The sequence below is a fragment of the Phycisphaerales bacterium AB-hyl4 genome (genome assembly GCA_041821185.1).
Taxonomy (GTDB): Bacteria; Planctomycetota; Phycisphaerae; order Phycisphaerales; family Phycisphaeraceae; genus Natronomicrosphaera; species Natronomicrosphaera hydrolytica.
The window spans coordinates 94,425-117,191 of record JBGUBD010000007.1 but is presented as its reverse complement, the minus strand read 5'-3'; the positions used below and the strand labels follow the sequence as shown (position 1 = coordinate 117,191).

The 22,767-nt window shown below is 60.5% G+C and carries 23 protein-coding genes and 1 tRNA gene; 12 read left to right on the top strand and 12 right to left on the bottom strand.

Annotated elements, in window-relative coordinates:
* The first annotated feature begins 139 nt into the window (after positions 1-139).
* Together ACERK3_12805 and ACERK3_12800 are read left to right on the top strand one after the other, a co-directional pair.
* Positions 140-541, top strand: a complete 402-nt coding sequence (locus ACERK3_12805; GenBank protein ID MFA9479164.1) for a bifunctional nuclease family protein — start codon at positions 140-142, stop codon at positions 539-541.
* Between the two features lie 11 nt (positions 542-552).
* On the top strand, positions 553-1,059 hold the full coding sequence (locus ACERK3_12800) for a hypothetical protein (GenBank protein ID MFA9479163.1): 507 nt from the start codon (positions 553-555) through the stop codon (positions 1,057-1,059).
* A 175-nt stretch (positions 1,060-1,234) separates the two neighbouring features.
* On the opposite strand, the gene ACERK3_12795 is transcribed toward ACERK3_12800, so the two are convergent.
* The 4 genes from ACERK3_12795 to ACERK3_12780 form a co-directional block, all read right to left on the bottom strand.
* Positions 1,235-2,278, bottom strand: coding sequence for a type I phosphomannose isomerase catalytic subunit (locus tag ACERK3_12795; protein ID MFA9479162.1), 1,044 nt, complete (start codon positions 2,276-2,278; stop codon positions 1,235-1,237).
* Positions 2,279-2,364: 86 nt separating this feature from the next.
* Positions 2,365-3,129 carry a bifunctional demethylmenaquinone methyltransferase/2-methoxy-6-polyprenyl-1,4-benzoquinol methylase UbiE gene (gene ubiE / locus ACERK3_12790; protein MFA9479161.1) on the bottom strand — a complete coding sequence of 255 codons (765 nt, stop codon included), beginning with the start codon at positions 3,127-3,129 and terminating at the stop codon, positions 2,365-2,367.
* A 63-nt stretch (positions 3,130-3,192) separates the two neighbouring features.
* Positions 3,193-5,070 (bottom strand): ABC transporter permease subunit, encoded by a 1,878-nt coding sequence (locus tag ACERK3_12785; protein ID MFA9479160.1) that lies wholly within the window; start codon positions 5,068-5,070, stop codon positions 3,193-3,195.
* A 99-nt stretch (positions 5,071-5,169) separates the two neighbouring features.
* Positions 5,170-8,061 carry an extracellular solute-binding protein gene (locus ACERK3_12780; GenBank protein ID MFA9479159.1) on the bottom strand — a complete coding sequence of 964 codons (2,892 nt, stop codon included), beginning with the start codon at positions 8,059-8,061 and terminating at the stop codon, positions 5,170-5,172.
* 521 nt (positions 8,062-8,582) lie between these two features.
* Here ACERK3_12780 and ACERK3_12775 point away from each other — a divergent pair.
* On the top strand, positions 8,583-9,023 hold the full coding sequence (locus ACERK3_12775; protein ID MFA9479158.1) for a hypothetical protein: 441 nt from the start codon (positions 8,583-8,585) through the stop codon (positions 9,021-9,023).
* Positions 9,024-9,100: 77 nt separating this feature from the next.
* Positions 9,101-9,310 carry a hypothetical protein gene (locus tag ACERK3_12770; GenBank protein ID MFA9479157.1) on the top strand — a complete coding sequence of 70 codons (210 nt, stop codon included), beginning with the start codon at positions 9,101-9,103 and terminating at the stop codon, positions 9,308-9,310.
* Between the two features lie 72 nt (positions 9,311-9,382).
* Here ACERK3_12770 and ACERK3_12765 read toward each other — a convergent pair whose 3' ends face one another.
* Both ACERK3_12765 and ACERK3_12760 read right to left on the bottom strand, forming a co-directional pair.
* Positions 9,383-10,000 carry a hypothetical protein gene (locus tag ACERK3_12765; protein MFA9479156.1) on the bottom strand — a complete coding sequence of 206 codons (618 nt, stop codon included), beginning with the start codon at positions 9,998-10,000 and terminating at the stop codon, positions 9,383-9,385.
* A gap of 204 nt (positions 10,001-10,204) precedes the next feature.
* Positions 10,205-10,287, bottom strand: a tRNA-Tyr gene (locus ACERK3_12760).
* Between the two features lie 206 nt (positions 10,288-10,493).
* Here ACERK3_12760 and ACERK3_12755 point away from each other — a divergent pair.
* Together ACERK3_12755 and ACERK3_12750 are read left to right on the top strand one after the other, a co-directional pair.
* The gene (locus tag ACERK3_12755) at positions 10,494-10,874 is read left to right on the top strand and encodes a hypothetical protein (protein MFA9479155.1); all 381 of its coding nucleotides are present in this window, start codon (positions 10,494-10,496) and stop codon (positions 10,872-10,874) included.
* A 16-nt stretch (positions 10,875-10,890) separates the two neighbouring features.
* Positions 10,891-12,048: a fibro-slime domain-containing protein gene (locus ACERK3_12750; GenBank protein MFA9479154.1), complete on the top strand. Its 1,158-nt coding sequence runs from the start codon at positions 10,891-10,893 to the stop codon at positions 12,046-12,048.
* 176 nt (positions 12,049-12,224) lie between these two features.
* On the opposite strand, the gene ACERK3_12745 is transcribed toward ACERK3_12750, so the two are convergent.
* The gene (locus ACERK3_12745; protein MFA9479153.1) at positions 12,225-12,923 is read right to left on the bottom strand and encodes a DUF6607 family protein; all 699 of its coding nucleotides are present in this window, start codon (positions 12,921-12,923) and stop codon (positions 12,225-12,227) included.
* A gap of 652 nt (positions 12,924-13,575) precedes the next feature.
* Between ACERK3_12745 and ACERK3_12740 the strand changes: the two genes are divergently transcribed.
* From ACERK3_12740 to zigA, 6 genes are all read left to right on the top strand, one after another.
* Positions 13,576-13,746: a type IV pilin protein gene (locus ACERK3_12740; protein MFA9479152.1), complete on the top strand. Its 171-nt coding sequence runs from the start codon at positions 13,576-13,578 to the stop codon at positions 13,744-13,746.
* A gap of 9 nt (positions 13,747-13,755) precedes the next feature.
* The gene (locus ACERK3_12735) at positions 13,756-14,541 is read left to right on the top strand and encodes a type II secretion system protein (protein MFA9479151.1); all 786 of its coding nucleotides are present in this window, start codon (positions 13,756-13,758) and stop codon (positions 14,539-14,541) included.
* 40 nt (positions 14,542-14,581) lie between these two features.
* Positions 14,582-15,403 (top strand): PEP-CTERM sorting domain-containing protein, encoded by an 822-nt coding sequence (locus tag ACERK3_12730; GenBank protein MFA9479150.1) that lies wholly within the window; start codon positions 14,582-14,584, stop codon positions 15,401-15,403.
* 84 nt (positions 15,404-15,487) lie between these two features.
* Positions 15,488-16,258 carry a PEP-CTERM sorting domain-containing protein gene (locus ACERK3_12725; GenBank protein ID MFA9479149.1) on the top strand — a complete coding sequence of 257 codons (771 nt, stop codon included), beginning with the start codon at positions 15,488-15,490 and terminating at the stop codon, positions 16,256-16,258.
* 98 nt (positions 16,259-16,356) lie between these two features.
* Complete coding sequence (locus ACERK3_12720) at positions 16,357-16,797, top strand: transcriptional repressor (GenBank protein ID MFA9479148.1); 441 nt, start codon at positions 16,357-16,359, stop codon at positions 16,795-16,797.
* Positions 16,798-16,836: 39 nt separating this feature from the next.
* Positions 16,837-18,066, top strand: coding sequence for a zinc metallochaperone GTPase ZigA (zigA, locus tag ACERK3_12715; GenBank protein MFA9479147.1), 1,230 nt, complete (start codon positions 16,837-16,839; stop codon positions 18,064-18,066).
* A 50-nt stretch (positions 18,067-18,116) separates the two neighbouring features.
* On the opposite strand, the gene ACERK3_12710 is transcribed toward zigA, so the two are convergent.
* The 5 genes from ACERK3_12710 to ACERK3_12690 all read right to left on the bottom strand — a co-directional run bounded on the left by ACERK3_12710 (position 18,117) and on the right by ACERK3_12690 (position 22,719).
* On the bottom strand, positions 18,117-18,416 hold the full coding sequence (locus tag ACERK3_12710) for a hypothetical protein (GenBank protein ID MFA9479146.1): 300 nt from the start codon (positions 18,414-18,416) through the stop codon (positions 18,117-18,119).
* A gap of 107 nt (positions 18,417-18,523) precedes the next feature.
* Positions 18,524-18,703 (bottom strand): hypothetical protein, encoded by a 180-nt coding sequence (locus tag ACERK3_12705; GenBank protein ID MFA9479145.1) that lies wholly within the window; start codon positions 18,701-18,703, stop codon positions 18,524-18,526.
* Between the two features lie 90 nt (positions 18,704-18,793).
* The gene (locus ACERK3_12700) at positions 18,794-19,924 is read right to left on the bottom strand and encodes an ABC transporter permease (protein ID MFA9479144.1); all 1,131 of its coding nucleotides are present in this window, start codon (positions 19,922-19,924) and stop codon (positions 18,794-18,796) included.
* Between the two features lie 11 nt (positions 19,925-19,935).
* Positions 19,936-20,919 carry an ABC transporter permease gene (locus tag ACERK3_12695; GenBank protein ID MFA9479143.1) on the bottom strand — a complete coding sequence of 328 codons (984 nt, stop codon included), beginning with the start codon at positions 20,917-20,919 and terminating at the stop codon, positions 19,936-19,938.
* Positions 20,920-20,931: 12 nt separating this feature from the next.
* On the bottom strand, positions 20,932-22,719 hold the full coding sequence (locus tag ACERK3_12690; GenBank protein MFA9479142.1) for an ABC transporter substrate-binding protein: 1,788 nt from the start codon (positions 22,717-22,719) through the stop codon (positions 20,932-20,934).
* Positions 22,720-22,767: the final 48 nt, after the last annotated feature.

Genomic DNA, 22,767 nt, shown 5'->3' with positions numbered 1-22,767 from the left:
GCAGAGCGACCTCAGTCGCTCTGCTCCCAACCCCCACCACCTGCCTACAATCAGCCACAATCGCCCTTGCCATTTCGTCGCCTCACGCGACAATGAACCGGCAAGCGGGGCAAGCCGTACCAGCAGGCAAGGAGTCGTCATGGCGGTCCGCGTTGAACTGGCACGCATCCTCATTCGCGAAACCGACGATACGCACATCGTCGAGTTGCGCGAGGTCGATGGCGAACGTACCTTCCCCATCGTCATCGGCCTCACCGAGGCGGCCGCGATCAACCGTCGACTCATGGGTGAAACACCACCACGCCCGCAGACGCACGAACTGCTGGCCAACATCATCGAACAGCTCGGCTACCGCCTCGACCGCGTCGTCATCAACGACCTGCGAAACCACACCTTCTACGCAAGGCTCATGCTCGAAAAAGATGGCGAAAACGTCGACATCGACTCCCGCCCCAGCGACGCGATCGCCATCGGCGTCGCCACCGACGTGCCCATCTATGTCGAAGAGCACGTCCTCGACGAAGTCAGCCGAGCCGACTGATCGACCGCCGCATGACCACCCACACCGACACCCCCTGGCAGACCTGGCACGACGCCGCCGCGCGTCGCGATATCGACCGCGCCCTCCGCGACCTCTACGCCCGCCTCGATGCCGACATCGCCAGCCGCGGCCCCACCTGCTGGACCAGCGGCCGATGCTGCAACTTCGACGCCTTCGGCCACCGCCTCTATGTCACCGGCCTTGAGATCGCCTGGTTCCGCCAGCACGCCCCATCCCCCAACACGCGAACGCCGCCCGCCAGCCCCCTCTCGCTGCCACAACTGCAACTGCCCGCCGCCTGCCGATATCAGGTCGACGGCAAATGCTCGACCCACGCCGTCCGCCCCCTGGGTTGCCGTATCTTCTTCTGTCAGACCGGCACGGAGCACTGGCAGCACGAACTCTACGAGCAATACCTCAACGACCTGCGCGAACTGCACGACCGCGAAGCGCTGCCTTACGCATACATGGAATGGCGCGCCGGCCTCATCGAAGCCGACGCAGCGCTGCCGACGTGAAACGGATTGGACATGAATCCCGTGTGCGCTCGACGCCCACGGATTCAATCCGTGGGCGTCAGCCTCATACACAAAGCCTGGGTTTGCTGGGTATATCAACCATTTAGCAGCGGTGCTCGCACCGCGCTCTTCGGGGTGCAGAAGCGCCCCCGTTCTCCTGTGAACGCCCTACCCCCTACGCCAACCGTTGCGACGTCGCCTGTGGGAACGTGATCTCCAGCCAGTCCAACGGTTCGGTAACATGCAAGCGGGCGTTGGGCATCCCCGGCGGAATATAAACCGTCCGCCCCGACGTCAGCGTCACAGGCTCGGCCGCATCGCAAGTCAGGCGTGCCTCACCAGCGAGCACCATCCACACCGCCGGCTGGTTGTAGCTGAGTTCCTCATCAAAGCCGGGTCCGGCCTCAATGCGGTCGATGCGGAAATACTCGCACACCACCAGCCGAGTCCGCGACGTGCCGTTGTGGTTCAGCAACGACAGCTTCTCATACTTCCACGACTCCGGCGGGCCAAACGTGATACACGCCAACGCCTGGTCAACATGCAGTTCCCGCCCGATCCTGCCCCAGTCGTACACCCGAAACGTCGTGTCGCTGGGCGTCTGCACCTCTGCCACCAGCACGCCCGCGCCCAGCGCGTGACACGTCCCGCTGGGCAGGTAATGACAATCGCCCGGACGCACGGGTGTTTCGATGAGTAAGGGCACGACTGCCTCGTCGTCGTTCACCTCAAGCGCGGCACGCAGTTGCTCGGGTGTGACACCTTCGTGCACCCCCTTGTAGATCACTGCACCGGGGTCGGCGTCAACGATGAACCACGCTTCACTTTTGAGAAACGCATCATCATGCTCCGCCGCGTAAGCCGGGCTCGGGTGCACCTGCACGGAGAGGCTCTGTCGAGCGTCGAGATACTTCAGCAACAACGGAAACTCGCCGAACTCGTTCAACGGCAGATTGCCAAGCAGGGCACGCGCCTCGCCGGTGATCGCGTCGTGCAGCGATTGGCCGGCCAGCGGACCGTTGGTGATGATGGATCGCGCCGCCCCGCCCCCGCCGCCCGAGGCTGAGGTCGTGCCCAGGTCCGCCAGTTCCCACGACTCGCCGATGCGTGCGTCAACACCGCCGGGCAGCGTCCTGCCGAGGCGTTCGAGCGATCGCCCACCCCACACTTTTTCCTTGTAGATCGGCTCAAACGTCAACGGATAGGCGGCGATGGGCATAGTCTTCTTTATCCCAACTGCAATGCGATTCGAACAAGTTCAAGGCCGTGCAGCTTAAGCTGCACGGCCCGACGAAGATGTAATGCCTAAAGCGGCTTCACCCCCCGGTAACACACCGCGATCCCGAACGTGAGCGCCTTAAGCGTGACCTGCTCGAAGCCCGCCCCGTCGTAAAGGTTCACCATGCCGGGCCGATCGATAAACGTGCTCACACTCTGCGGCAGGTAACGATACGCGCCGCTGCGGTCGCGAGCGATCAACGCCGCAGTGCGCGGCATCACATGCTTGAAGTAGAACATGTAGCCGGTGTGCAGCAACGGGTTGGTCGGTACGGAAAATTCAAGCACCATCAACCGTCCGCCCGGCCGAAGCACACGGTAAAACTCCGCCATCGCCGCCGCCGGGTTCATCACGTTGCGAATGCCGAACGCAATGCTCACCACGTCCACGCTCGCGTCCGCCACCGGCAGCCGCATCGCGTCGCCCGCGTGATACGACAGCCGAGCGTCACCCGCCCGCTTCACATCCGCAATCCGCAGCATGTTGTACGTAAAATCCACGCCCACGACGCGCTTCGCCTTCGCGTCCGCGAACGCCATCGCCAAGTCCCCCGTCCCGCAAGCCACGTCGAGTACGACATCCTGCCTCGGCTTGACGTCCGCCAGTTTCACCGTCTTCCGCCGCCACGCCTGATCCCGCCACATCGAGTGCAGCCGATTGTTCAGGTCATAGCTGGGCGCGATGGCTGCGAACATCCGCTCCACCCGCCGGGCCTTGTCCTGCACGGCGTGCGGGTTCACCAGGTCGGGGTCGGTCCAGGCAGGCTGACTCGGGGGCGTGGGCGCACTCACAGTTCTACCAGTGTAGCGAGCCTGAGCACCCGGTGTGTCCCTGTCCGATCAGCCTCGGCAACCTTATTTCTCCGAAGGCACAGCGATGCCACGCATGATCGTACGCTGCACAACCAGGAACACCACCAGCGTCGGAATACTCGCAATCAACACCGACGCGAACACCGCCGCCGTCGACGCCTCCTGCTGGTACTGGTACAGCCAGACCGACAGAATCCACATCTCCTCGTCCGGCGTCACCATCAACGCATACAGGAACATCATGTACGCCTGGTTGAACGCCGACAACGCCACCACCGCGAGGATCGGCTTACTCAGGCTCATCGTGATCTGGAAGAACATCCGCACTTCCGACGCACCGTCGATGCTCGCCGCTTCATACAACTCCTGCGGCAGCGAGTCGAAAAAGCCCTTCAGCAGGAAAATCAAATACCCGTTGACCAGCGTCGGCATCAACAGCGCGACAAACGTGTTCAACAGGTCCAGGTTGCGCAGCGCGATGAACTGCGGAATGAACGCCACCATCGGCGGAAACGAAATCGTCGCCATCAGAATCAGCAGAAACTTGAACGTGCCCGGCAGCTTGAACCGGCTCATCGCATACGCCGCCATCGGATTCAGCAGCAGCGAAAACATGATCGCCAGCGACACAAACACCACCGTGTTGAAAAACGCTCGCCCCTGGAAGATCAACTCATCAAACACGTTCACAAAGTTCCGCACCGCGTACTGCCAGCGAAGGCTCCCCGCGTGAGCCAGGGCATACTGATATTCCACTTCCAGCCAGGGCATCCGAATGTCGGAAAAGTCAGCATGATTGCTCCCGTGGGCCTGGTTGACCGCCTCGATCGAGCCATATTCGTCACGAAGCCACTGCGTCCATTCATATTCAGGCCCGACCAGCCGCTTGTTTTCGTAAGGCTGCTCGTCGAGAAAATCGCGGTAGTCGCCCCGCTGGCCACCGACCAGCCACGTTCGGCCGTCCGGCAGTTGAATGTCATCAAAGTCCGCATGCCGCGTCCCCCATACGCGATTCAGCTGTTCGATCGACTGGTAGTTGCCCCGCAAATAATCACGAAAAACCTCGTCGTCCACATCGTCCAACACGATGAACGATGCATTGAGCAACTGGCTGACGAAGTACTTCCAATGCTCGCGCATTTGCGGTTGATCATCGCCTGGTATACGGGAAGGCAGGCGGAAATCCCCATAGTCCGCCAAAGGACGAGAATGGGCCTCGTTGTACACCTCCGTCGTCGTTCGTCCGTATTCGGGATAAACCACCATCGCCAGGTATCGGCTGCTCAACGAGAGCGCCCATCGCTCGGCGACAGGCGCGTCCTCGAGCATCTGAAAGTACAGTTCATACGTCGGGACCGGATCAAAATTGAACCGCATGTCCATCCAGTCCGGCGTGGTCATGTCCAGAACCAACCAACTCGACAAAGGCGCACCGAGGTCTCGGCTCAACGCGTCGAGATCGCCTTCATACCGCTGGCGCAGCGTCGCGCGAAACTCACGCAGCCGCTGGGAAATGCGTTTGTTGTGCTCTTCCATCGCGCCGAGGTTCTGCCAGTGGATCGGCATGTCCGCCGCTTCGTAGAAACGATGAAAGTCCGCCACACGCTGCTCGCTGACCTGCTCGGGCAGCGAAGCCACGCGGAAGCTGAAGTCCTGGCGACCGCGCGCTTCGTTGGCTTCGTTGATGTTGTAGTTGTACTTGACCTCAAGGAACTTGCGAGCAAGTGTGTCCTCATTGATCAGGAACCGCGGGAGCAGGTCCATGTCGGCCTCGTCCATCTCGCTGCGCAGCGAGCCGGAGACCATGATCGCAAAGGGATAGATCATCGTGATGCTGCCGATGATCAACGCCACGAACACCGAGGCATACATCAGCCGACCACGCCAGCTCTTCGCTTCCACCGGCAACAAAATAGCCAAGACAATTCTCCGTCGTCAGGGTCTTTATCCATGCATGCCGGCGTCAGCGTGCAAGCGTTGCAAACGCTGCCGCGCGGGCCGGCCGATTGCACGCTGTCATCATTCCTTACTGCCCGCCGCACGCCACTGCGCTCGGCTGAGCATCTTCAACTGGTAGGCGGTGAACACGATGAGCATGCCGCCAAGGAACCACGCCATCGCCGCACCCACGCCGAACTGAAGGTCCATGAACGTGCGTTCGAAGATCTCCAGCGACAGGATGCGTGTCGCGTCCTGCGGCCCGCCGCCGGTCAGCGCGAGGATGAAGTCCGTGCCGCCCTTGAACGAGCCGATCACCGCCGCGATGAACTGGATGACGATCAAAAACTTCAACCGCGGCAGCGTGATGTAGCAGATCCGGTGCCACACCCCCGCCCCGTCGATCGCCGAGGCTTCGTACAGATCGCGGGGCACGGTCTTCATGGCCGCGAGGTAAATGATGCAGCCCGGGCCCGAGGTCGCCCAGATCATCGGAATCACCGCACAGAGCATCGCCATCTCCGGCGAGGCGATCCAGCCGAGCGGCTCAAGCTGGAATCGGCCGAACAACGTCCCCAACGCCGCGAGCACCGCCGAGAAACCACGATACGCTTCCGGATCGCCCCCGGCCTGCACGATCGCCTCGATGCCGACCTCGCTGGGCCCGATGTACGCCGTGAGCAGCGGGTAGAACGTCACCGCTAGCAGCGACAAGCCGCCCAACCACAACGCGACCTTGATGCCCTTGCCGATTTCCGACATCCGGATCGGCAGCCAGATCAGCAGGCAGATCAGCGAGAACCACAACCCCAGCAGCACCCATTTGAACAGCGTCGCGCTAACCGGGTCGAGAATGTTCAGGCTCAGCACGATCTGGTTCAGGAAGCCTGAAGACGACGGCTCGTAAAGCTGACGCCAGAGGAAGATCATGATCACGCCCGAAACGATCTGCGGCAGGTAGAAGATCGTGCGGAAGATGTACTTGAACGTCTCGGTAGGCACTTCATCGAGCAGAATCGCCAGCAGAATCGGCGGCCAGAAGCCCAGGCCGATCGTCAACGCCACAAAGTAAAACGTCCGCCCCAACGAGGACCAGAACTGAGCGTCAAACAGTATGTTTGCAAAGTTGTCCACGCCGACGAACTGACTGTCGATCACCAGCTCATAGTCGAACAGCGACAACAGCGCCCCGCCGGAGAGCGGAAGGTAGTCCCAGATGATGATCAGCGTCAGCGCCGGTGCCAGCAGCACATACCCCCAGAAGAAGCGGCTCAGCGGCACGTTTTCGCCTGTGTTGACCTCAGCTTTGGTAAACGATCGCCAGACCCACGCCAGCGAGCCGGCGAACAGGATGAAGATGGTCACCATCACCGCGCCGCCGAGCAACCGTCGAAAGGCCATTTCGTCTTCGGGAATCTCACCCAGGGCGTGCCGGTCGACGCGGTCGGCAGCCTCGTCCAGCCGATCCTGAATGCGCGACAGGGCGGCTTCGCGGGTGATGCCGCCGAGGTCTTCCCTCAACGCCCAGTTGATGGGTACGGACATCTGGCGATAGATGTGCTGCGTGTTTCGGCCGTAGGGCTCGGGCACGCCATGTTCCATCGCCGTCTGGAATGTCTCTCGCCAACCGGCGGGCACGCGAGCGAGCAGGTCGTCGTAGCCGAACTTTTCCAGCAAGTCCGGGTTCACAAACTGTCCGTAGCCACTTTCCACGAACACTCGCGTCCGGATCTCATGCGCTTCGTCGCTGGTGAGGAACCAGATGTACTTCATGATCGCGAGTTGTTGCTGCGGCGTCGCGTCGGCAAACACGCCGAGCATGCGGGCATTGATTTCCGAGCCAACGCTCCCCCGCGGCGCCTGTGGGACGGGCGCCAAGCCCACCAACTGCGGATTGATCGTCGCCATCAGATCCTGGTCGAGGTAGGCGAACTGCATGCCGATCTGTCCGCGCTCCCACATCAAGCCGCGGATGGCCCCGGCGGGTTCGACCAGCATGGCGCTGTCATACGTCCGGCCGTCCCGCTCGAACGAACCATTGGCCAGATCCCAGGCGTACATGATCGTCTCGGCGGCTTCGGGCGTGTTGAACGCCGCGTACCAGTTGCCCTCCTCGTCCTGCTCCATGGCCCGCACGCCGTTGGCCACCAGCAGGTCGTACAGGCCGTAGGAAACAATATTGCCCCCTGGCACCATCAGACCGTACTGGTTCCGCTCGGGCACGCGCATGCGCTGCGCATACGCCATCAACTCGTCCCAGTCCCTCGGCGGCTGATCCGGGTCCAGCCCCGCTTCGTGAAACAAGTCTCGTCGATACAGCAACGCCTTGACCAGCGTGTTCTGAGGCAGCGCCCAGACGTGCTCCCCATCGCCCACGCCTTCACGGTCGGCCTGCCGGTAGATCACCGGCCAAACCGGGTCGGCCACACGCTCGCGTATCGCCGACAACGCCGCGGCCACCTCTTCCTCTGTCGGGTCCGCCACCCAGTTGCCATCGTCATCTACCGCTCGTACGTCCGGGTTGCTGCTCTGCACCCGGGCGAGCAAAATCTCCAGCGGCGTCAAAAAACCACGATTGATATAGGTCGCGCTCTGGCGAAAGTTGACGTAAATCGCGTGGGGCGGCAAACCCGCCGCAATCGCCATCAGTGGCCCGGCGTCCATCCCGCCGCCTTCGATCGTCGGCATCGTGAAACGCTCGATGCGAATGTTCGGATGGTCGCGCGTGAACGCCCGCAACACCGCCCGCTGGGCCTGCGGTGCAACGCCGGTCGCCGTCGGCGCCGGCAACGCATCCGCCCGGAACGAGACCGGCTCCTCCGGCTCATCCGCGATCGTCGGCGTCGCCCCTGCCAGCGACAGCAGCACCGCAATGCTCAGCGCGAAAAAACCGATCAGACGCGTTGTACGCCGTTCGTCTCGGCCAGCATTGCCAAAAGTTGTTCCACCACAGAGACGATAAAAACTATTCATAGATCGGATCCCAAAAATGGGGTCTCACAGCCACGACTGCTCACAAGCCAATCGTGGCCGAGTATAAACGCTGCCAGGATCAATCTCCCGCCAAGGATGACCGCTAGGTTAGTTAAATCTGTCGCATAATGTACTCTGCGTCAACCTGCGGGGCTGAAGGCTGGCCGATAAAAAACTAAGGGCATGTTAAATAACCGCCTGCACACCGCGGAATTCTCGAAAAAACGACTCTCGGCCGGCCCCGATCGCGCCAGCGGGCCACGGAAATCGTGATCAGATGACACTTACATGCTCACCCGACCTCGCCGCCTGAACCGGGGCGGACTTCAAGCAATCTTCACATGCTTGCCCTTGAAGTTGGGTTCTAACACAATACCGCCACCGTGGAAATCTTGCTGATGCGGACGAGTGTGATTGACCCGCCCCGGCCATGTGTGACAATGTTTTTCATGGAGGAGTGAAGAGGTTGGGGAGAAGTGGGTGGTTCGAGGTCTTGTGCACGTAGGGTTGCGCACAGAGAGGTGTGCGGAGGCGGTAGCCCGGGCAGTACGGCACCGCCCGGCGGCCGGGAAGGCGACGGCTGGCCCGGTATCAGCGGGCTCCCTGGGTTTGCCGGTGGCCCGGGTGGAGCCGGCGGTCAGGGCGGCCTCGGTGGAGCTGGCGGCTCGGGCGGAACGGGCGGCGCAGGCTCGGGCGGCACGATCAAGCTCGAAGCCACCCACCTCCATACCCCCGGCCTTTCCGCCCCCACGGTCGATACGCACGGCGGCAACCACACCGAAGCAACCCAAGGCCGATTCATCCTCTCACAAAGCACCGCCGACACCGCCGCTTTTACCATCCACGGTGCCAATGTCGAACGCTTCAACGGCCCCCGCATTGCGAACCCCTACATCCAACCGCTCACCACCGACACCGGGCCCCTCGCCCACCAGACAAACCTCCGAAACTTTCCCGCATAATGGCTGGCAACACAAAAGTGCCGATGGGCTGCGATATAATGAAGGTGCGGGGTGGTGCCTCTACAAGGAGGTGCGCCATGACCTGGTACACCGTACAAGGCGTGGACCCTGAAACCGGCGAGTCGGCCGCACTGTCGGTCGAAGCCCTTACCCCAGCCAACGCGACCGCGAAAGCCACGAAGCTGGGCATGATCGTAACGGCCATCGAACGTGTCGCGGTCCAGGACAACGATGTGCCACGGGCACGGGTGGCGTCGGCCGACCGCGCGAAGTCACTCGCCGCATGATAAGCGACCGCCCCCGCTGCGAGGTACGGGGTGGAAGGTTAGCGGCGTAGGCTGATTTGGGCGTCTGCATGATCATGGCTCACGCGACCGCGCCATCGTCGGCCCGCGTCCTCGTTCAAGCACCAGCACCGCATGGTTACGATCCTCACTGAAGATCATCCGCCACTCGCGTTTGTCAAACGTCTCGATCACGACTTCGTGCTCGCTGACCGCTGACCATGTGCCGGCGCGCCCATTCCACGATCGGTGTGAATGAAGAAATCGCCCGTCGGCTTCAAGGGTGGCCACACCGGCTGCCGGCGTGCCGGTCGTGAAACTTCGGCCGGCGATTGCCGCAAGAAAGCTGCGGACGCGGCTCGGACCACTGTATCCCGGAATGGTGTTCAAACGATCTAACTCACCCTGTATTCGTTGCGCGTCAGCCGCCTCACCCGACCGTAACGCCCCTGCCAGCGCCCGCTCCAGGCTTTCGCGATACTGCGTCGTCGCCCGCTCCACCGCCTCGGCATGCTCCTGCTCGGCCCGCTCGATCTGCCGCTCATATCGCTCCAGGCCTGCTGCGCCGTCCGGTTCTCGAACATCGTCCCCGCCGCGTATGCCCCCGACGCGATCAGAAGCATCATCATCGCTGTCAGAATGGACCGTTTCAGATGCATGGCAAACTCCCCGTGGTGGTGGTTCGAAGATCAAACTTTATCTGCTACACAAGCGCCAGAGCAAGTAAAACCCGCCCTGTCCTGTCATCGTGTGCGAGCAGGCTTCGATGTCAGTGCAGGCCATCATGCCGACGGTCCGTCACATGCCGACAGATGCGGAAAACCCAAAGGCGATGGCGCTGGCCCGGCCGGCGTAAGAAAAACCCCAACCTCTGAAAAGGCTGGGGTTTGTGATGAATGGGCGAGGCAGGATTCGAACCTGCGAAGGCATAAGCCAGCGGATTTACAGTCCGCCCCATTTGGCCGCTCTGGCACTCGCCCGGCACGATCATTCGAAGCGACAGATGGTAACCACACCGCTTCTACCTTTCAACCAGCGAGGCCGTCTTAACCGCGTGAGGGCCGTTTCACCCAGCAAAAGTTCATGAACAAAACAGTGCGCCCGTTCCAACTTCGACAGGGAAGGTACCCCATACGTCGCCTTAACACCCCCCTGACCGGGAACTCGCCGCTATGGGAGGGACGCCGTGAGCACCGACACTCCGACGAAAGCGATGATGTGGCGGCCTATGCCCAACGCTAGCAGCGACTGCCTGCCCGACACGTTGGCGTCATCGCATCCGAAGGATGTCGAATCATCGTTCCACCTTGCTTTTGAAAATTGGTTCGGCATGGTTCCTCACGCCCAGCCGATCTTTGCAATCGCGCGGATATGCATTTTACCGGCTCGGCCGATTGCACCGATCGAAGTCGTCATGTCGTACGGCCGAGGCAAACAAGGCAAAACATACGACATCTGCTCTTCCGGCATCGCAGGCAAATTGTATGGCTTCACCTTCCGAAAACAGTCAACGACCACCCCGTGCGTACGGGAAGCGAATGTCAGGCCGTTGACCAGGGAGGCATGATTCCGGAGTTATCACCATGCGGCACGGGCTTCTGGAAATGTTGGCGATGGGTGCGCTGGCGGTCAGTCCAGCTTTTGCAGACAACACAATGGAACTCACCGGGACGCTACGCGATTTTCAGCGCGGCGATCGGCCGGGCGGTCATCCCGACTTTGAAACTGCCGGGGCGATGAACCGTTTCGGCCACGTCACCGGCATGACCACCATGCACCTCGGCGAAGACGGTAAGCCCGTCTACAACCCCAACCGACCGGCCAAGGATACCATCCAGTCGGCCGAAACCTTCGCCCAGTGGTATCGCGACGTGCCCCACGTTAACACCAGCCATCCTTACACACTCACGCTCACTGAAATGCCCGATCAGCCCGGCGTGTTCTCCTACGCGACCAACGCATTCTTCCCACTCGATGATACGGGCTACGGGAATGAAGGCCTTAGCCACAACTATCACTTCACTTTCGAACTGCGCACCGAATTTCAGTATCAGCCCGGCCAGCGTTTCACCTTCATCGGCGACGACGACGTCTGGGTCTACATCAACGACGTCAAAGTCATCGACCTCGGCGGTGTCCACCAGGCCATCACCGGCTCGGTTCTTTTGTTCGACGGCAAAGCGTTTGTCGAAAAGAACGACTTCCCCACCAGCGATCTGGTCAAGTCAGTAAGCAGCAGCGAACGCCACGAACTGCACCAGCAATGGCATGCACTGGGGCTGGCTGGCAACTGTCCGATCCAGGTCGGCGATCACTATATCGACCTCGACCTGCGCGAAACCTACACCAGCTACACGGGCAGCGGCGCGAACGATCCGTCCATGAGCGCCGAGTTTCACGTGACCACCGTGCTCGCCCGTTCGGATAACGATCTATCCAACGTCGTACTCGAATTCGAAGACGGCAGTCATCAAAAGCACGACAATCTTACGGGCAACTCCCGCCTGCTCGCAGGCACGGGGCCGCATGAAGGCAAGATCATCGTCGGCTGCTGGATCAAGTCCGGTAGCTACCTCAGCGGCGACGGGCCCGGCTACGGCAGACGTTTCACCGCCGGCGAAAATGCCACGCTCGACATGTTCTTTGCCGAGCGCCATACGACCGAGGCCAACTTCCGCATCGACACGAGCATTGCATTGGAGTCGAAGCCGATCAGTCCGATCAGCCCGCTGTATGATTGACTCGTTAAACAATCCGCATCGTTTCCGCCGTGATTTTTGGTTGCTCACAACCGCGCCACGAGTTGCTGAAACAAGCGCGGCCGCGAGCGAACCAGTCGGCCGAGAGAGATCGGGCTATGTTGAATCGGCAACGCCGCCTTTCGACGCCGTTGCCGTGGGGCGTGGACGAGCCTCGATTACTCACATACCAGGAACCGTGCCAGCGTTTCATCGATGAATAGCCGTGCCTCTGACCCGGTAGGAATATCGTCGTCAATCGCATTGGCATAAGCGAACATGTGCTGCCAGAGCGGTTTGTCATCCACGCGACGTTTCAACTGCACGGGTTCGCCTGTTTCAAACAGGTTTGCCCAGGCGTGCCGCACTTCGCGCCAGAAGTTTTCTGTGCGCTGCCAGTAGTCTCGGCCGGCAGTGAAGTCGATGTCGTCTACGCGCTCGTATCGATTCAAGCCCACCTCGCGTGCGAGCACGGGCTGGTCCGTATCGCCGCTCAGCACGAGCTTGTAGTTGTCCTGTTCATGCACCCAGCCGGCGGGCGTAATCGTGTGGCGATTGCGGCCGACGAGTACATGGTAATCATCGCGCTGCGTCCACTCGCGACGAGGCAACGGACGCCACGTTTCGTTCGACTCCCACTGCGAGAGGTTGCCCGTGTGTACCCATCGCCCGAAGCCGGCGTAGCGCGGGCTGTCGTCCACCTGATAAACGCTCTGCGTCCACGTGCCGTACGTTTCACGCTCGGTCAACTCACGCGGAGCCCATGTAAGGTTCCCCTGGAATGCATAAAACGTACGTTGTTCGTACTGCCACGTCTGCCGCCAGTGCTTGACGGCGCGGTCTTGCCCAAGCCGACCTGATCGCCCTTTTTGCTGCACTGCACATTAAAAGATTCTGAACGACGCTGGATCACCGCCGCAACAGCGACAGTGGAAGGAAGTCATACGCGAGGCGTGCAGCCAATCCGAAGGCGAGCATCCCAGCAGGCTTGACTGGTATTGATAAGTCATTATCATTAATCCGCCGCCCCCTCGCTTTGGCTAGGCAGGCGGCGCGGGTTAGTCGAGTGGTGGCGATAGAGAGGAGGGATTGGCCGAACATGATTTGGTGTCGCTTGCACATTCCCTTGATTGCCCTCTGGCTGTGCGTCAGCACAGGCCCGGTCGATCTGCTGCATCACACCATCGCGCACGGCCCTCCCGCTTCAACTTCCACATCCGGCGGTTGCGCCTCGCATACACATGATCATTCGCAGCCTGCAACTCCGGTCGACGCGCCGCCGGACGAGTGCGATTGGTGTGCATTGATCGGGTCGATCAAGCAGCAGGCACTACCCGCGCCGATCATCAACGTTGCGTTTGATCTCGCCTCGACGCCTGCTGTGTTCAAGCCGACCTTACACCTTCCAACAAATTGCCCCACCTCCGCTGCCGCTCGCGCCCCACCTGGGCTTTCACGTTCTGCCTGACGTGGTTCATTTGATCGTTCGCCGATTTTGTGTCGGTCCACCACCCCTGAATGAGGTGCGGGATGTCTGTCCGTCGTGCGCGTGCTTTTACGCTGATCGAACTGCTGGTCGTGCTGGCCATCATGGCGCTGCTTGTCGGCATCCTGTTGCCGTCGCCTCGGGTTTTGTTCTCTTGCGCCGACGTCGGCAATCGTAAGCGGTCAGGATTCCCCCACGCCTTCCGTGAAAGATGAGTGGCAACGATGCGCCAACGTCGGTATCAGCCCACAACCGGATTTTCCCTCATCGAACTGCTGGTCGTGATCAGCATCATTGCTGTTCTGATCGGCATTCTGCTGCCGGCGCTCAGCCGGGCGCGGCATGCGGCGCGGGCGATGAACTGTCTGAGCAACATTCGGCAGATGCAGGTTGCGCACTGGGCGTACGTGGTCGACAACGACGGCCTGATGATTCAAGCCAACCTTTCGCACGGCGGGAGCACGCACGGCGATCATGAACCCTGGTTCGAAACGCTCAAGACGTACGGCTCGCAGATCGTCAAACGCTCGCCGCTGGATGACAGCCGACATTGGGGCCCCTACCCCGCTGGCGACCCAATCCCCAACGATCCGAGCGGCACGTTGCGACGCCGAACGAGCTATGGCATCAACAACATCCTCTGTTCCGCCAGCTATCCCGACCCGTTCCTGCTTGAGCCTCACGCACCGCCACTGCCTTATCGCAAGATCGATGAGGTGGCACGGCCGAGCGCGACAGTTCAATTTCTGATCATGGCCTATGAAGGTCAATTCGCCGGCGCGGACCACCCGCACGTCGAACAGTGGCCCGGCCCACCCAACGGCAATCCAGACAACCCGCCCATCGCTGCTTCCAACCATGTTCAGATCAACGCGCGGGGCGGTCCCGAGCGGTCGTGGGAATCGGTGGCGAACTGGGGCTATCTCGATGGTCACGCCAAGGCACAAGCATTCAAGGAGGTGTACCGCAGCAACGATGACAACAACTTCAATCCACTAACGGCACGGTAAACAAGCAACAACTTGAACCCCAAAGAAAGGGAGCATGCCAATGCAACGCATACAAGCATCCATACGAAGACGTTTCGCAACGCTGGCTGGCGTAGCGCTCATGGTCGGCCTACCGGCAGGTGTGGCGCATGGCCAAAGCCTGCACGAAGGCGACATCGGTCTGATCGAACACAACGGACACATCGTCACCGGACAAGTGGTGGACGAGGAAACGGTCGTGATCCAGCGTGTATTCGATCGCTACTTCGGAGCCGACGGTTTTCCGAATGTTGTGGACGTGGGCTACAACTCACTGCCCGGCGCGTTCGCGCCAAGCTCGGCCATCGGATTCAACTTCCGCGAGTCATTACGACTCTGGGAAGGCGAGGCCAACGGCTTTCGAACTCTCGACGCCATCACGGAAGAAACGCAGTCTGTGTCCTACGGCCCCGCCAGCGCGACCAGCGGCGACGGCTTCGCCGAAGGCTTCACGGTCAACGTCGCGGCCAACGGCGAGTTTCACCGCCACTACTGGTACGGGCTCGACAATCCCATCCATGGCAGTCAAGCCATCTACCTGCTCGAACTGGAACTCTACAGCACCGACAACGCACTGGCGGACACGTACCGATCCAAGTTCGGCGAGTACGGCACGTCCGACCCGTTCTGGATTCTGATCGGCCATCACGGCGTCGTCGATCAGGCCGAGATGGCCATCGCATTCAACTACGTCCAAACCCACATCGTTCCCGAGCCGGGGTCGGTCGCGCTGCTGGCAGCGGGCGTCGGATTCATGTTGATACGTCGCGGTCGCAAAAACGCGAAAGGAGGTGCACCGGCTTTTCAGCAAACCCAGTTCAGTCAACCTGATTTGAAACATTGAAAAAGGGTTCGAGGGGAAGGGTACTCCCCAAGAACCCCGTTACAGAGAACACGATCACTATAGCAAGCACAGGAGAGATTCGAGATGCGAAAACTGACAATAAGCGGCACACTCGCCGCCATGACGCTCACTGCGGCCCCGGCCTTCGTCGCCGCGAACACGTTTGTCGACGACCACGTCGGCCTGGAAGTGCACGACGGCCAACTCGTCACCGGCTGGTACACCGGCCGTGACGGCGGTCTGCTCGGCTTCGAGCCCAGCCAGGTCTTCCACCAGCACTTCGGACAGGGCGGACAGGATGGCCTGGTCGACTGGGGCACCAACTCCGGGCCGGGCACGTTCAACACACCCAGCAGCGTTGGGGTCAACCTGCTTGGCCCGCTGCATAAGTGGGACGGCAGCACGTTCGTTGCACTTTCCCCTGACACGCAGGAAACGTTGACCGCGTCGTTCGGCCCGACCAGCGCCACTTCCGACGAAGGATTCGTCGCAGGCGTCGCCTCGGGCGTGCGGGACGAAGTCAGCCATCCGAGCAGCACGGGCAACTGGGGGCGACATCACAACCATTTCCTCTTTTCACTGAACGGCGCTGATGTAAGCGAGACGGGGGATAGCGGTATCTATTTCATTCAGACCGAATGGTTCAACAGTTCGACCGATCCGTCTGTCGAACTCGCCACGGCCGCCAACCCGGTCTGGATGGTCTTCGGGTTGAACGTGTCCAATGAGCAACTGCTCGCCGGCGCGAACTACGTCCAGACCAATGTTGTGCCCGAACCCGCCAGCCTCGCGCTGCTGGGCCTGGGAGCGGCGTCGATGCTGATTCGGCGCAGACGAACGCTTGCAGATGCATAAGAACGGTTGTGATTTTCACGAGAAGCGTCGCCTCGAAAGCGGCGGCGCTTCCTTTTGTCGGAATGTTTCGAGGGAACCTGGACTGGAAGCTGAATGTGATGACCCGAACGCCACAACGCGACTTGGTCTGCAAGGTATTCAAGCAGACCAATCGTGCTCTGACGGTGCAGGAGGCACATGTTCTGGCGCAGCAGGAGATGCCGAGCCTCGGGTTGGCGACCGTCTACCGCACGGTGAATATCGAGGTCGCCGAGGGTTGGCTGCGAGCGGTGCAACTACCCGGCGAACCCACGCGGTACGAACTGGCGTCCAAACAGCATCACCACCACTTCCAATGCGTCGCGTGCCAACAGGTGTTCGACACGCACGGATGCCCCGGCAACCTAGATCGGCTTGTCCCTACGGAGTTTGAAGTCTGCTCTCATGAAATCGTGCTTTACGGATACTGCCCGACATGCCGTTCGCCACAGGGCCAGCCAAAGCCTGACAACACAACCTTCCCGGCCGATGTGGCGACGCCGCACCAGCAACGCCGCTGACCACAATGCTGCATTCACCTTGTAAATGGAGATAGTTCTATGACAACGAAGTTGCCCGTGACCGTATTATCCGGTTTCCTTGGAGCCGGCAAAACCACACTGCTGAACCATGTACTGAACAACCGCGCCGGCCTGCGCGTGGCGGTGATTGTCAATGACATGAGCGAAGTCAACATCGACGCGAACCTTGTGCGCGATAGTGGCGCGCAGCTCAGTCGTACCGATGAAAAGCTTGTGGAGATGACCAACGGCTGCATCTGCTGCACGTTGCGCGAAGACCTGATCGTGGAGGTCGCCAAGCTCGCGCGGAGCGGGCGATTCGATCATCTGCTGATCGAATCCAGCGGCATTTCCGAGCCCATGCCCGTCGCGGCGACGTTCTCGTTTCGTGATGAAGACGGCCACAGCCTCGGCGATATGGCCGAACTGGACACGATGGTCACGGTGATCGACGCGGGCAGCTTCATGAATGACTTCGGAAGCGAAGACGCGCTGCTCGATCGCGGCACGGCCGTGAGTGAAGAAGACGATCGCAACCTTGTCGACCTGCTGACCGATCAGATCGAGTTCGCCAACGTCATTGTCATCAACAAGGCCGACCAACTCGACCCAGCCGACCTTGATCGACTGGAGGCGATGCTTTGCAAGCTGAACCCCGATGCCCGTTTCGTGCGAGCCGAGCATGGACAGGTCGCATTGGATCAAGTGATAGGCACTGGCTTGTACGACGAGTCGGCGGCGTCGCAGATGCCCGGCTGGCTGAAGGAACTTAATGGTATTCATACGCCGGAGACCGAAGAGTATGGCATTACCAGCTTCGTCTATCGTCGGCGGCGGCCGTTCCACCCCGAACGGTTGATGCAAATGCTGGACAACGGTCTGCCGGGCGTGTTGCGATCAAAGGGATATTTGTGGCTGGCCACGCGTCCGCAGCATTGCGGGGTGTGGTCGCAGGCGGGGTTATCGATGGTGTTTGACCGCGCGGGCTATTGGTTTGCCGCCGTGTCGCGCGACACTTGGCCGGACGATCCGGAGACACGGCAATGGATTGAGGGTCAATGGGACGCGGAGGTGGGCGACTGCCGCCAGGAAATCGTCTTTATCGGTCAAGAGATGGAGCAGAAGACGATTGAGGTGCTGCTCGACAGCGCCTTGCTTGATGACGACGAGATGGCAACGGGGCCGAACGGTTGGCAATCGTTCAACGATCCGATACCCAAGTGGGATGTTGAGCACGCCACTGTTCAAGAGGAATCCGTCAGCCGTTAAGTGGATACGCATCACATACCCAATACAACAACACGCCCTCTTAGAGTGACTTACCCCCTGAACCGAAACCTCGCCGGTACCTGATCGATGAACTCCACGGTGGGTGTAATGATTACGCCCCTGAGCCTTACCGCGCTTGAAGCCCCCGCCGCTCTGCCGACCTGATTGGAGGGGTCCAATGGATCGGCCACTGCGGTCAGGAAACTGGAATTTCCTGCGATCCAGCCATTGGAGCCAATGGCCGTGCTGTTTTGTGTATACCCTTCGAAGTCGTCGGCCAGCACAAATGCAGCGCTCGCGACGGTCGTACTCATCGACACTGCGGCCGCGCCGATCGCGCCTGTCACCATCTTCTTCCAAATACGTTTACCATGAACTTGTCCTTCTTCATGATTCTCAAGGACGTGCCAGTGAACACCGTGTGCCCACAACCATCATGTTGACTCGTTGTCATATGTCACTGCGCATGATGTTCCAGCAACAACGATACTTCACCACTGCCTGGCGACAATTCCAAATTGCGACCGGATAGGGACACATTGCGATAGGCCGGTTCGTCGGGCGGATGTCCCGGGGCATGCGGCACCCGTTTTTCATCCTGAAGCCTCGCTGGAAAAGAAGAAAGCGGCTGAAACATGGCTAGCGCTTCCCTGCTCCGCGCTGGCAGCGATCGTAAGGCAGATCGACAAGGCGTCATAACCCAGCTCAACCCGTTGTCTCATAACTTTCATGAGGCATGCGGATCGGCGGCGTCGCGCAAGCCGTCGCCGAGCATGTTGAACGCCAGCACGACGATCACCACGCACACGGCAGGCGCCAGCAGCCACGGGAAAAGCGCCATCGCGTCGAAGCTCTGCGCATCTTGAAGCAAGACACCCCAACTCACGGCCGGCGGTCGCAAGCCGATGCCCAGAAAGCTCAGCGCCGTCTCGCCCAGGATCATGGCCGGGATCGCCAGCGTAGCGCGGGCGATGATGTGGCTCATAAATGAAGGCAACAGATGCCTGCGGATAATCGTCATCTCGCTGGTACCACAAAGGCGGGCGCACACGACAAAGTCTTCATCACGCAACGAGAGGAACTTGCCACGCACCTCACGCGCCAGGCCTGTCCATCCAATGAACGAGAGGATCACGGTGATGCCGAAGTACACAGCCACCGGCGGCCAGTACAGCGGGATTGCGGCGCTCAATACCATCCACAACGGAAGCTGTGGGATGCAGATCAGCAGTTCCACCATTCGCTGGACCACATTGTCGACGATACCCCCGAAGTAGCCTGCGACCCCGCCAAGCACGATCCCGATCACGAACGTGAGCAGCACACCCACCAGGCCGATGGTTAACGAAATGCGCGCGCCGTAGAGAATACGGCTGAAAAGATCCCGGCCCAGCGAATCGGTTCCCAGAAGATGAACGTAACCATCCTCGGCGCCGAACAGGTGCAGGTCCGTATTGAACAGCCCCCACATACGATACGCGTCACCGCGCACGAACAACTGCAGTGGATACCTGATGGAATGATCGACTTGATATTCCCGAGACGTCGCGGCTGCTCGATCTTCAACCCCGATGGCGTAAACGAACGGACGCCAATGGAAGCGGCCGCCCTGATCGATAAAGCGAGGCGTTTGTGGCGGGGCGAACACACGGTCCGTGTGACGAGCGTTAGGCGTATAAGGCGCGACGAACTCGCAAAGCAGCGCAGCCAGATAGAACGTCAGCAGAATCGTCGCGCCGATCATGGCAAGCCGATGCCGACGAAAGCGTCGCCACACGAGCTGCCGATGCGAGGCGTACGCATCGACGTTCTCGCTGGAAGGCTCGGCGGCTGTTTCGTCCTTCAACTCTGGACTCATCGCATCAGCTCCTACTCGTAACGAATTCGTGGATCGACCACCGCCAGCAGCAAATCGGAGATCAGCGTGCCGATGACCGTAAGAATGCTCAGGATCATGATGATGCTGCCGGCGAGCTGCATGTCCTGGTTCTGCACACCGGCCAACAGCAACGGGCCGATGGTTGGGAGGTTGAGTACGACACCGACGATCGCGTCACCGGAAAACAATGTTGGCAGCAGCCAGCCGACGGTGCTGATAAAGGGATTGATCGCGATGCGGACGGGATATTTCAAAACGAGTTTCATCGGCCCGCACCCTCTTGCCCGGGCTGCGACCACATAGGGCTTTGGCAGTTCATCAAGCAGGTTGGCGCGCATGGTGCGGACAAGTCCCGCCATGCCGGCGGTGCCGATGACCACCACGGGAATCCAGATGTGCTTCAATAGATCCAGCATCTTTGCGAAGCTCATCGGCGCTTCTTCGAACTCGACGGAATAGAGGCCGCCGATGCTCGATCCGAAGTACCGGTGCCCGACATACATCAGTGCCAGCGCCAGCACGAAGTTGGGGATAGCCATGCCCAGAAATGCCAGGACGGTAAACGCATGGTCCGAGAGCGAATACTGCCATATCGCCGAGTAGATACTGATGGGAAACGCGACGATCAAGGTAAACAGCACACACAGCAGCGAGATCAGGACCGTATAGCCCAGGCGTTCCCATACAAGTTCGTTGACCGGCTGCTGGAGCGTGATCGAGTGACCAAGGTCGCCGCGCAGGAAGCCGGTGATCCACCGCAGGTAGCGCACGTGCAGGGGATCGTCGAGATGGTAGCGCGCCCGGAGCGCAGCGACGCGCTGCTCGGACACGGGTTGGCCGTCCATCTCCAAGCCCTCAACCATCGCGGAGACGGCGTCGCCCGGTGGCAATTCCATCAGGATGAACACTACTACGGAAATCAGTAGCAGCAGTGGGAGCATGACGAACGTGCGTCTTATGGCGTAGTTGAGCATGGGCGTTTGCGTCTACGGTGACGGAGTGGTCATAAAGTGTGTTTCGGGGTGATACGGGTAATTGAGCTTGGTGTCCCAGCCCCAATAGCCACGCTTGGGCACGTTGTGCAGATGGTTCGCGACCGCCACGGGTTGAGGCGTCAAGCCAACGGTGCCGATGGCCCATACGTGCTCGGCCTGGCTTTGCATGATGCGCTTGCCGAGCTTGATCCGCTCCGCGCGATCGGGATGGGAACGCATCTCGTTCCACCATCTCATCAGGTCTTTTGCTTCAGACGTGGGCTCTTGCCCTTCCTGCCCATCGGTCTGAAACCATCGCACCCACTGGCCCCAGGTGACCATGTCGCGCCCTTGCCGAAACGGAAGAAACCACATCGGCTCGTTGGGGAACAGCGTGTCGCCAACGCGGTCGCCGGGCCCCGTGCCCATGTGCACCTGGTTGCTCTCCGCGCGAATCCTCAGGAACGAGCCCGGCACGACGCGCAGGTGGATGTCCAGGCCGACCTCCCGCCATTGCTCGAGGACCATTTCGACCGTGGGGTCGTGGTGTCCGGGTTGTTCGAGCACGAGATTCAGTTTGCCCCCGCCGGGCCGATTTCGTCGGCCGTCGCCGGTCCGGTCCACGATGCCCACCTCGTCAAGAAGCGCCTTCGCCGCCTGCGGGTCGTACTCACCATGCGCCTGGCGAAACGTGTCCTCATCGTAGAACTTGCTCGTCGGCAGCACGAACATCGGTCCGGGGCGTCCGAGCCCGAAGTAGCGTGCCTCGTTGATCTCCTGACGGTTGATCGCCATCGAGAGCGCTCGACGAAACCGGGCGTCGGCAAGGATGTCGCGCACTGCAGGGTCAGCGAACGTTTGATTAATGCTGATGGACAACGCCGACGCCAGGTACTCAGTCCAGAGATAGGTCGTGTACCCACCCCGCTGTTCGTTGCGAAGCAGAAACGGCAGGGAACTGGCGTCGAAGGCAAGTGCCGCCATCGTCAGCTCGCCGGCGACCATCTGCGCCGTCACGATCTCCGGCCGAAGCCCAAGGATTCGTGTAATCCCATCGACATAAGGCAGCTGCTGCCCCTGCGGGTCGACCTTCGGATAGTACGGATTGCGTTCATAGTAGAAGTTCTGTTGCTGTCGTCGGACCAACTGATGGCTGCGTAGCGTGGGACGGTTGAATACGGTGCTGCCACGATAGCCCTGTTCCACAACGGCGCTGAAGTAATCCATCCAGTTAATGAAGCCAAGTCGCTGGGCCCTGGCCTTCAAATCCCCGGATTCAACGAAGTCGACATGATAGCGCTTCGCGAAATGCGCGGGAACCCGGAACCGATGTCCGCTATGGGCCAGGTCGTTGGCGAAGTAGAAATGCGGCGACTCGAACTCGTATTGGACGGTATAGGTGTCCACCTTGGTAATCCGCGTGCCAGGCGCGTCGAACGGCTCGCGCGGCAGCGGGCTGAGTTCCCAGTTCCGGTTGATGTGTTCAAACCAGAAGATGTAGTCGTCGGCGGTATGCGGATGGCCGTCTGACCACTTCACGCCGGGCCTGAGGTGAAGCGTGAAGACTTTTCCATCTTCGGACATTACGAGTCGTTCGAGCAGGTTCAGCCGTACGGTCGCCCCCTGGGGACATATGCGCATCGGCCCTTCGTAGTGGCTGAAGTAGAATGTTTCCCAGCCGGCGATTCGGGCCCACCCGCCATACGCGCCGATTCGGGCGTAAGGCTCAACCACGATGGGGTCCGCCGGCAGCCGCTCTTCCACCGGCGGCAGCTCACCGGCACGGACTTTGTCTTTCAAAGAACCCGCCTCGTCGAATTGGGTGATGCCCAACTCGGACGCGGTTTG

Excerpts from the sequence above, each read along its gene's own strand:
- ACERK3_12805 (MFA9479164.1), top strand. The coding sequence starts at position 140 with ATGGCGGTCCGCGTTGAACTGGCACGCATCCTCATTCGCGAAACCGAC.
- ACERK3_12800 (MFA9479163.1), top strand. The coding sequence starts at position 553 with ATGACCACCCACACCGACACCCCCTGGCAGACCTGGCACGACGCCGCC.
- ACERK3_12795 (MFA9479162.1), bottom strand. The coding sequence starts at position 2,278 with ATGCCCATCGCCGCCTATCCGTTGACGTTTGAGCCGATCTACAAGGAA.
- ACERK3_12780 (MFA9479159.1), bottom strand. The coding sequence starts at position 8,061 with ATGAATAGTTTTTATCGTCTCTGTGGTGGAACAACTTTTGGCAATGCT.
- ACERK3_12770 (MFA9479157.1), top strand. The coding sequence starts at position 9,101 with ATGACCTGGTACACCGTACAAGGCGTGGACCCTGAAACCGGCGAGTCG.
- ACERK3_12750 (MFA9479154.1), top strand. The coding sequence starts at position 10,891 with ATGCGGCACGGGCTTCTGGAAATGTTGGCGATGGGTGCGCTGGCGGTC.
- ACERK3_12740 (MFA9479152.1), top strand. The coding sequence starts at position 13,576 with ATGTCTGTCCGTCGTGCGCGTGCTTTTACGCTGATCGAACTGCTGGTC.
- ACERK3_12735 (MFA9479151.1), top strand. The coding sequence starts at position 13,756 with ATGCGCCAACGTCGGTATCAGCCCACAACCGGATTTTCCCTCATCGAA.
- ACERK3_12730 (MFA9479150.1), top strand. The coding sequence starts at position 14,582 with ATGCAACGCATACAAGCATCCATACGAAGACGTTTCGCAACGCTGGCT.
- ACERK3_12725 (MFA9479149.1), top strand. The coding sequence starts at position 15,488 with ATGCGAAAACTGACAATAAGCGGCACACTCGCCGCCATGACGCTCACT.
- ACERK3_12720 (MFA9479148.1), top strand. The coding sequence starts at position 16,357 with ATGACCCGAACGCCACAACGCGACTTGGTCTGCAAGGTATTCAAGCAG.
- zigA (MFA9479147.1), top strand. The coding sequence starts at position 16,837 with ATGACAACGAAGTTGCCCGTGACCGTATTATCCGGTTTCCTTGGAGCC.
- ACERK3_12710 (MFA9479146.1), bottom strand. The coding sequence starts at position 18,416 with ATGGTGACAGGCGCGATCGGCGCGGCCGCAGTGTCGATGAGTACGACC.
- ACERK3_12705 (MFA9479145.1), bottom strand. The coding sequence starts at position 18,703 with ATGTTTCAGCCGCTTTCTTCTTTTCCAGCGAGGCTTCAGGATGAAAAA.
- ACERK3_12700 (MFA9479144.1), bottom strand. The coding sequence starts at position 19,924 with ATGAGTCCAGAGTTGAAGGACGAAACAGCCGCCGAGCCTTCCAGCGAG.
- ACERK3_12695 (MFA9479143.1), bottom strand. The coding sequence starts at position 20,919 with ATGCTCAACTACGCCATAAGACGCACGTTCGTCATGCTCCCACTGCTG.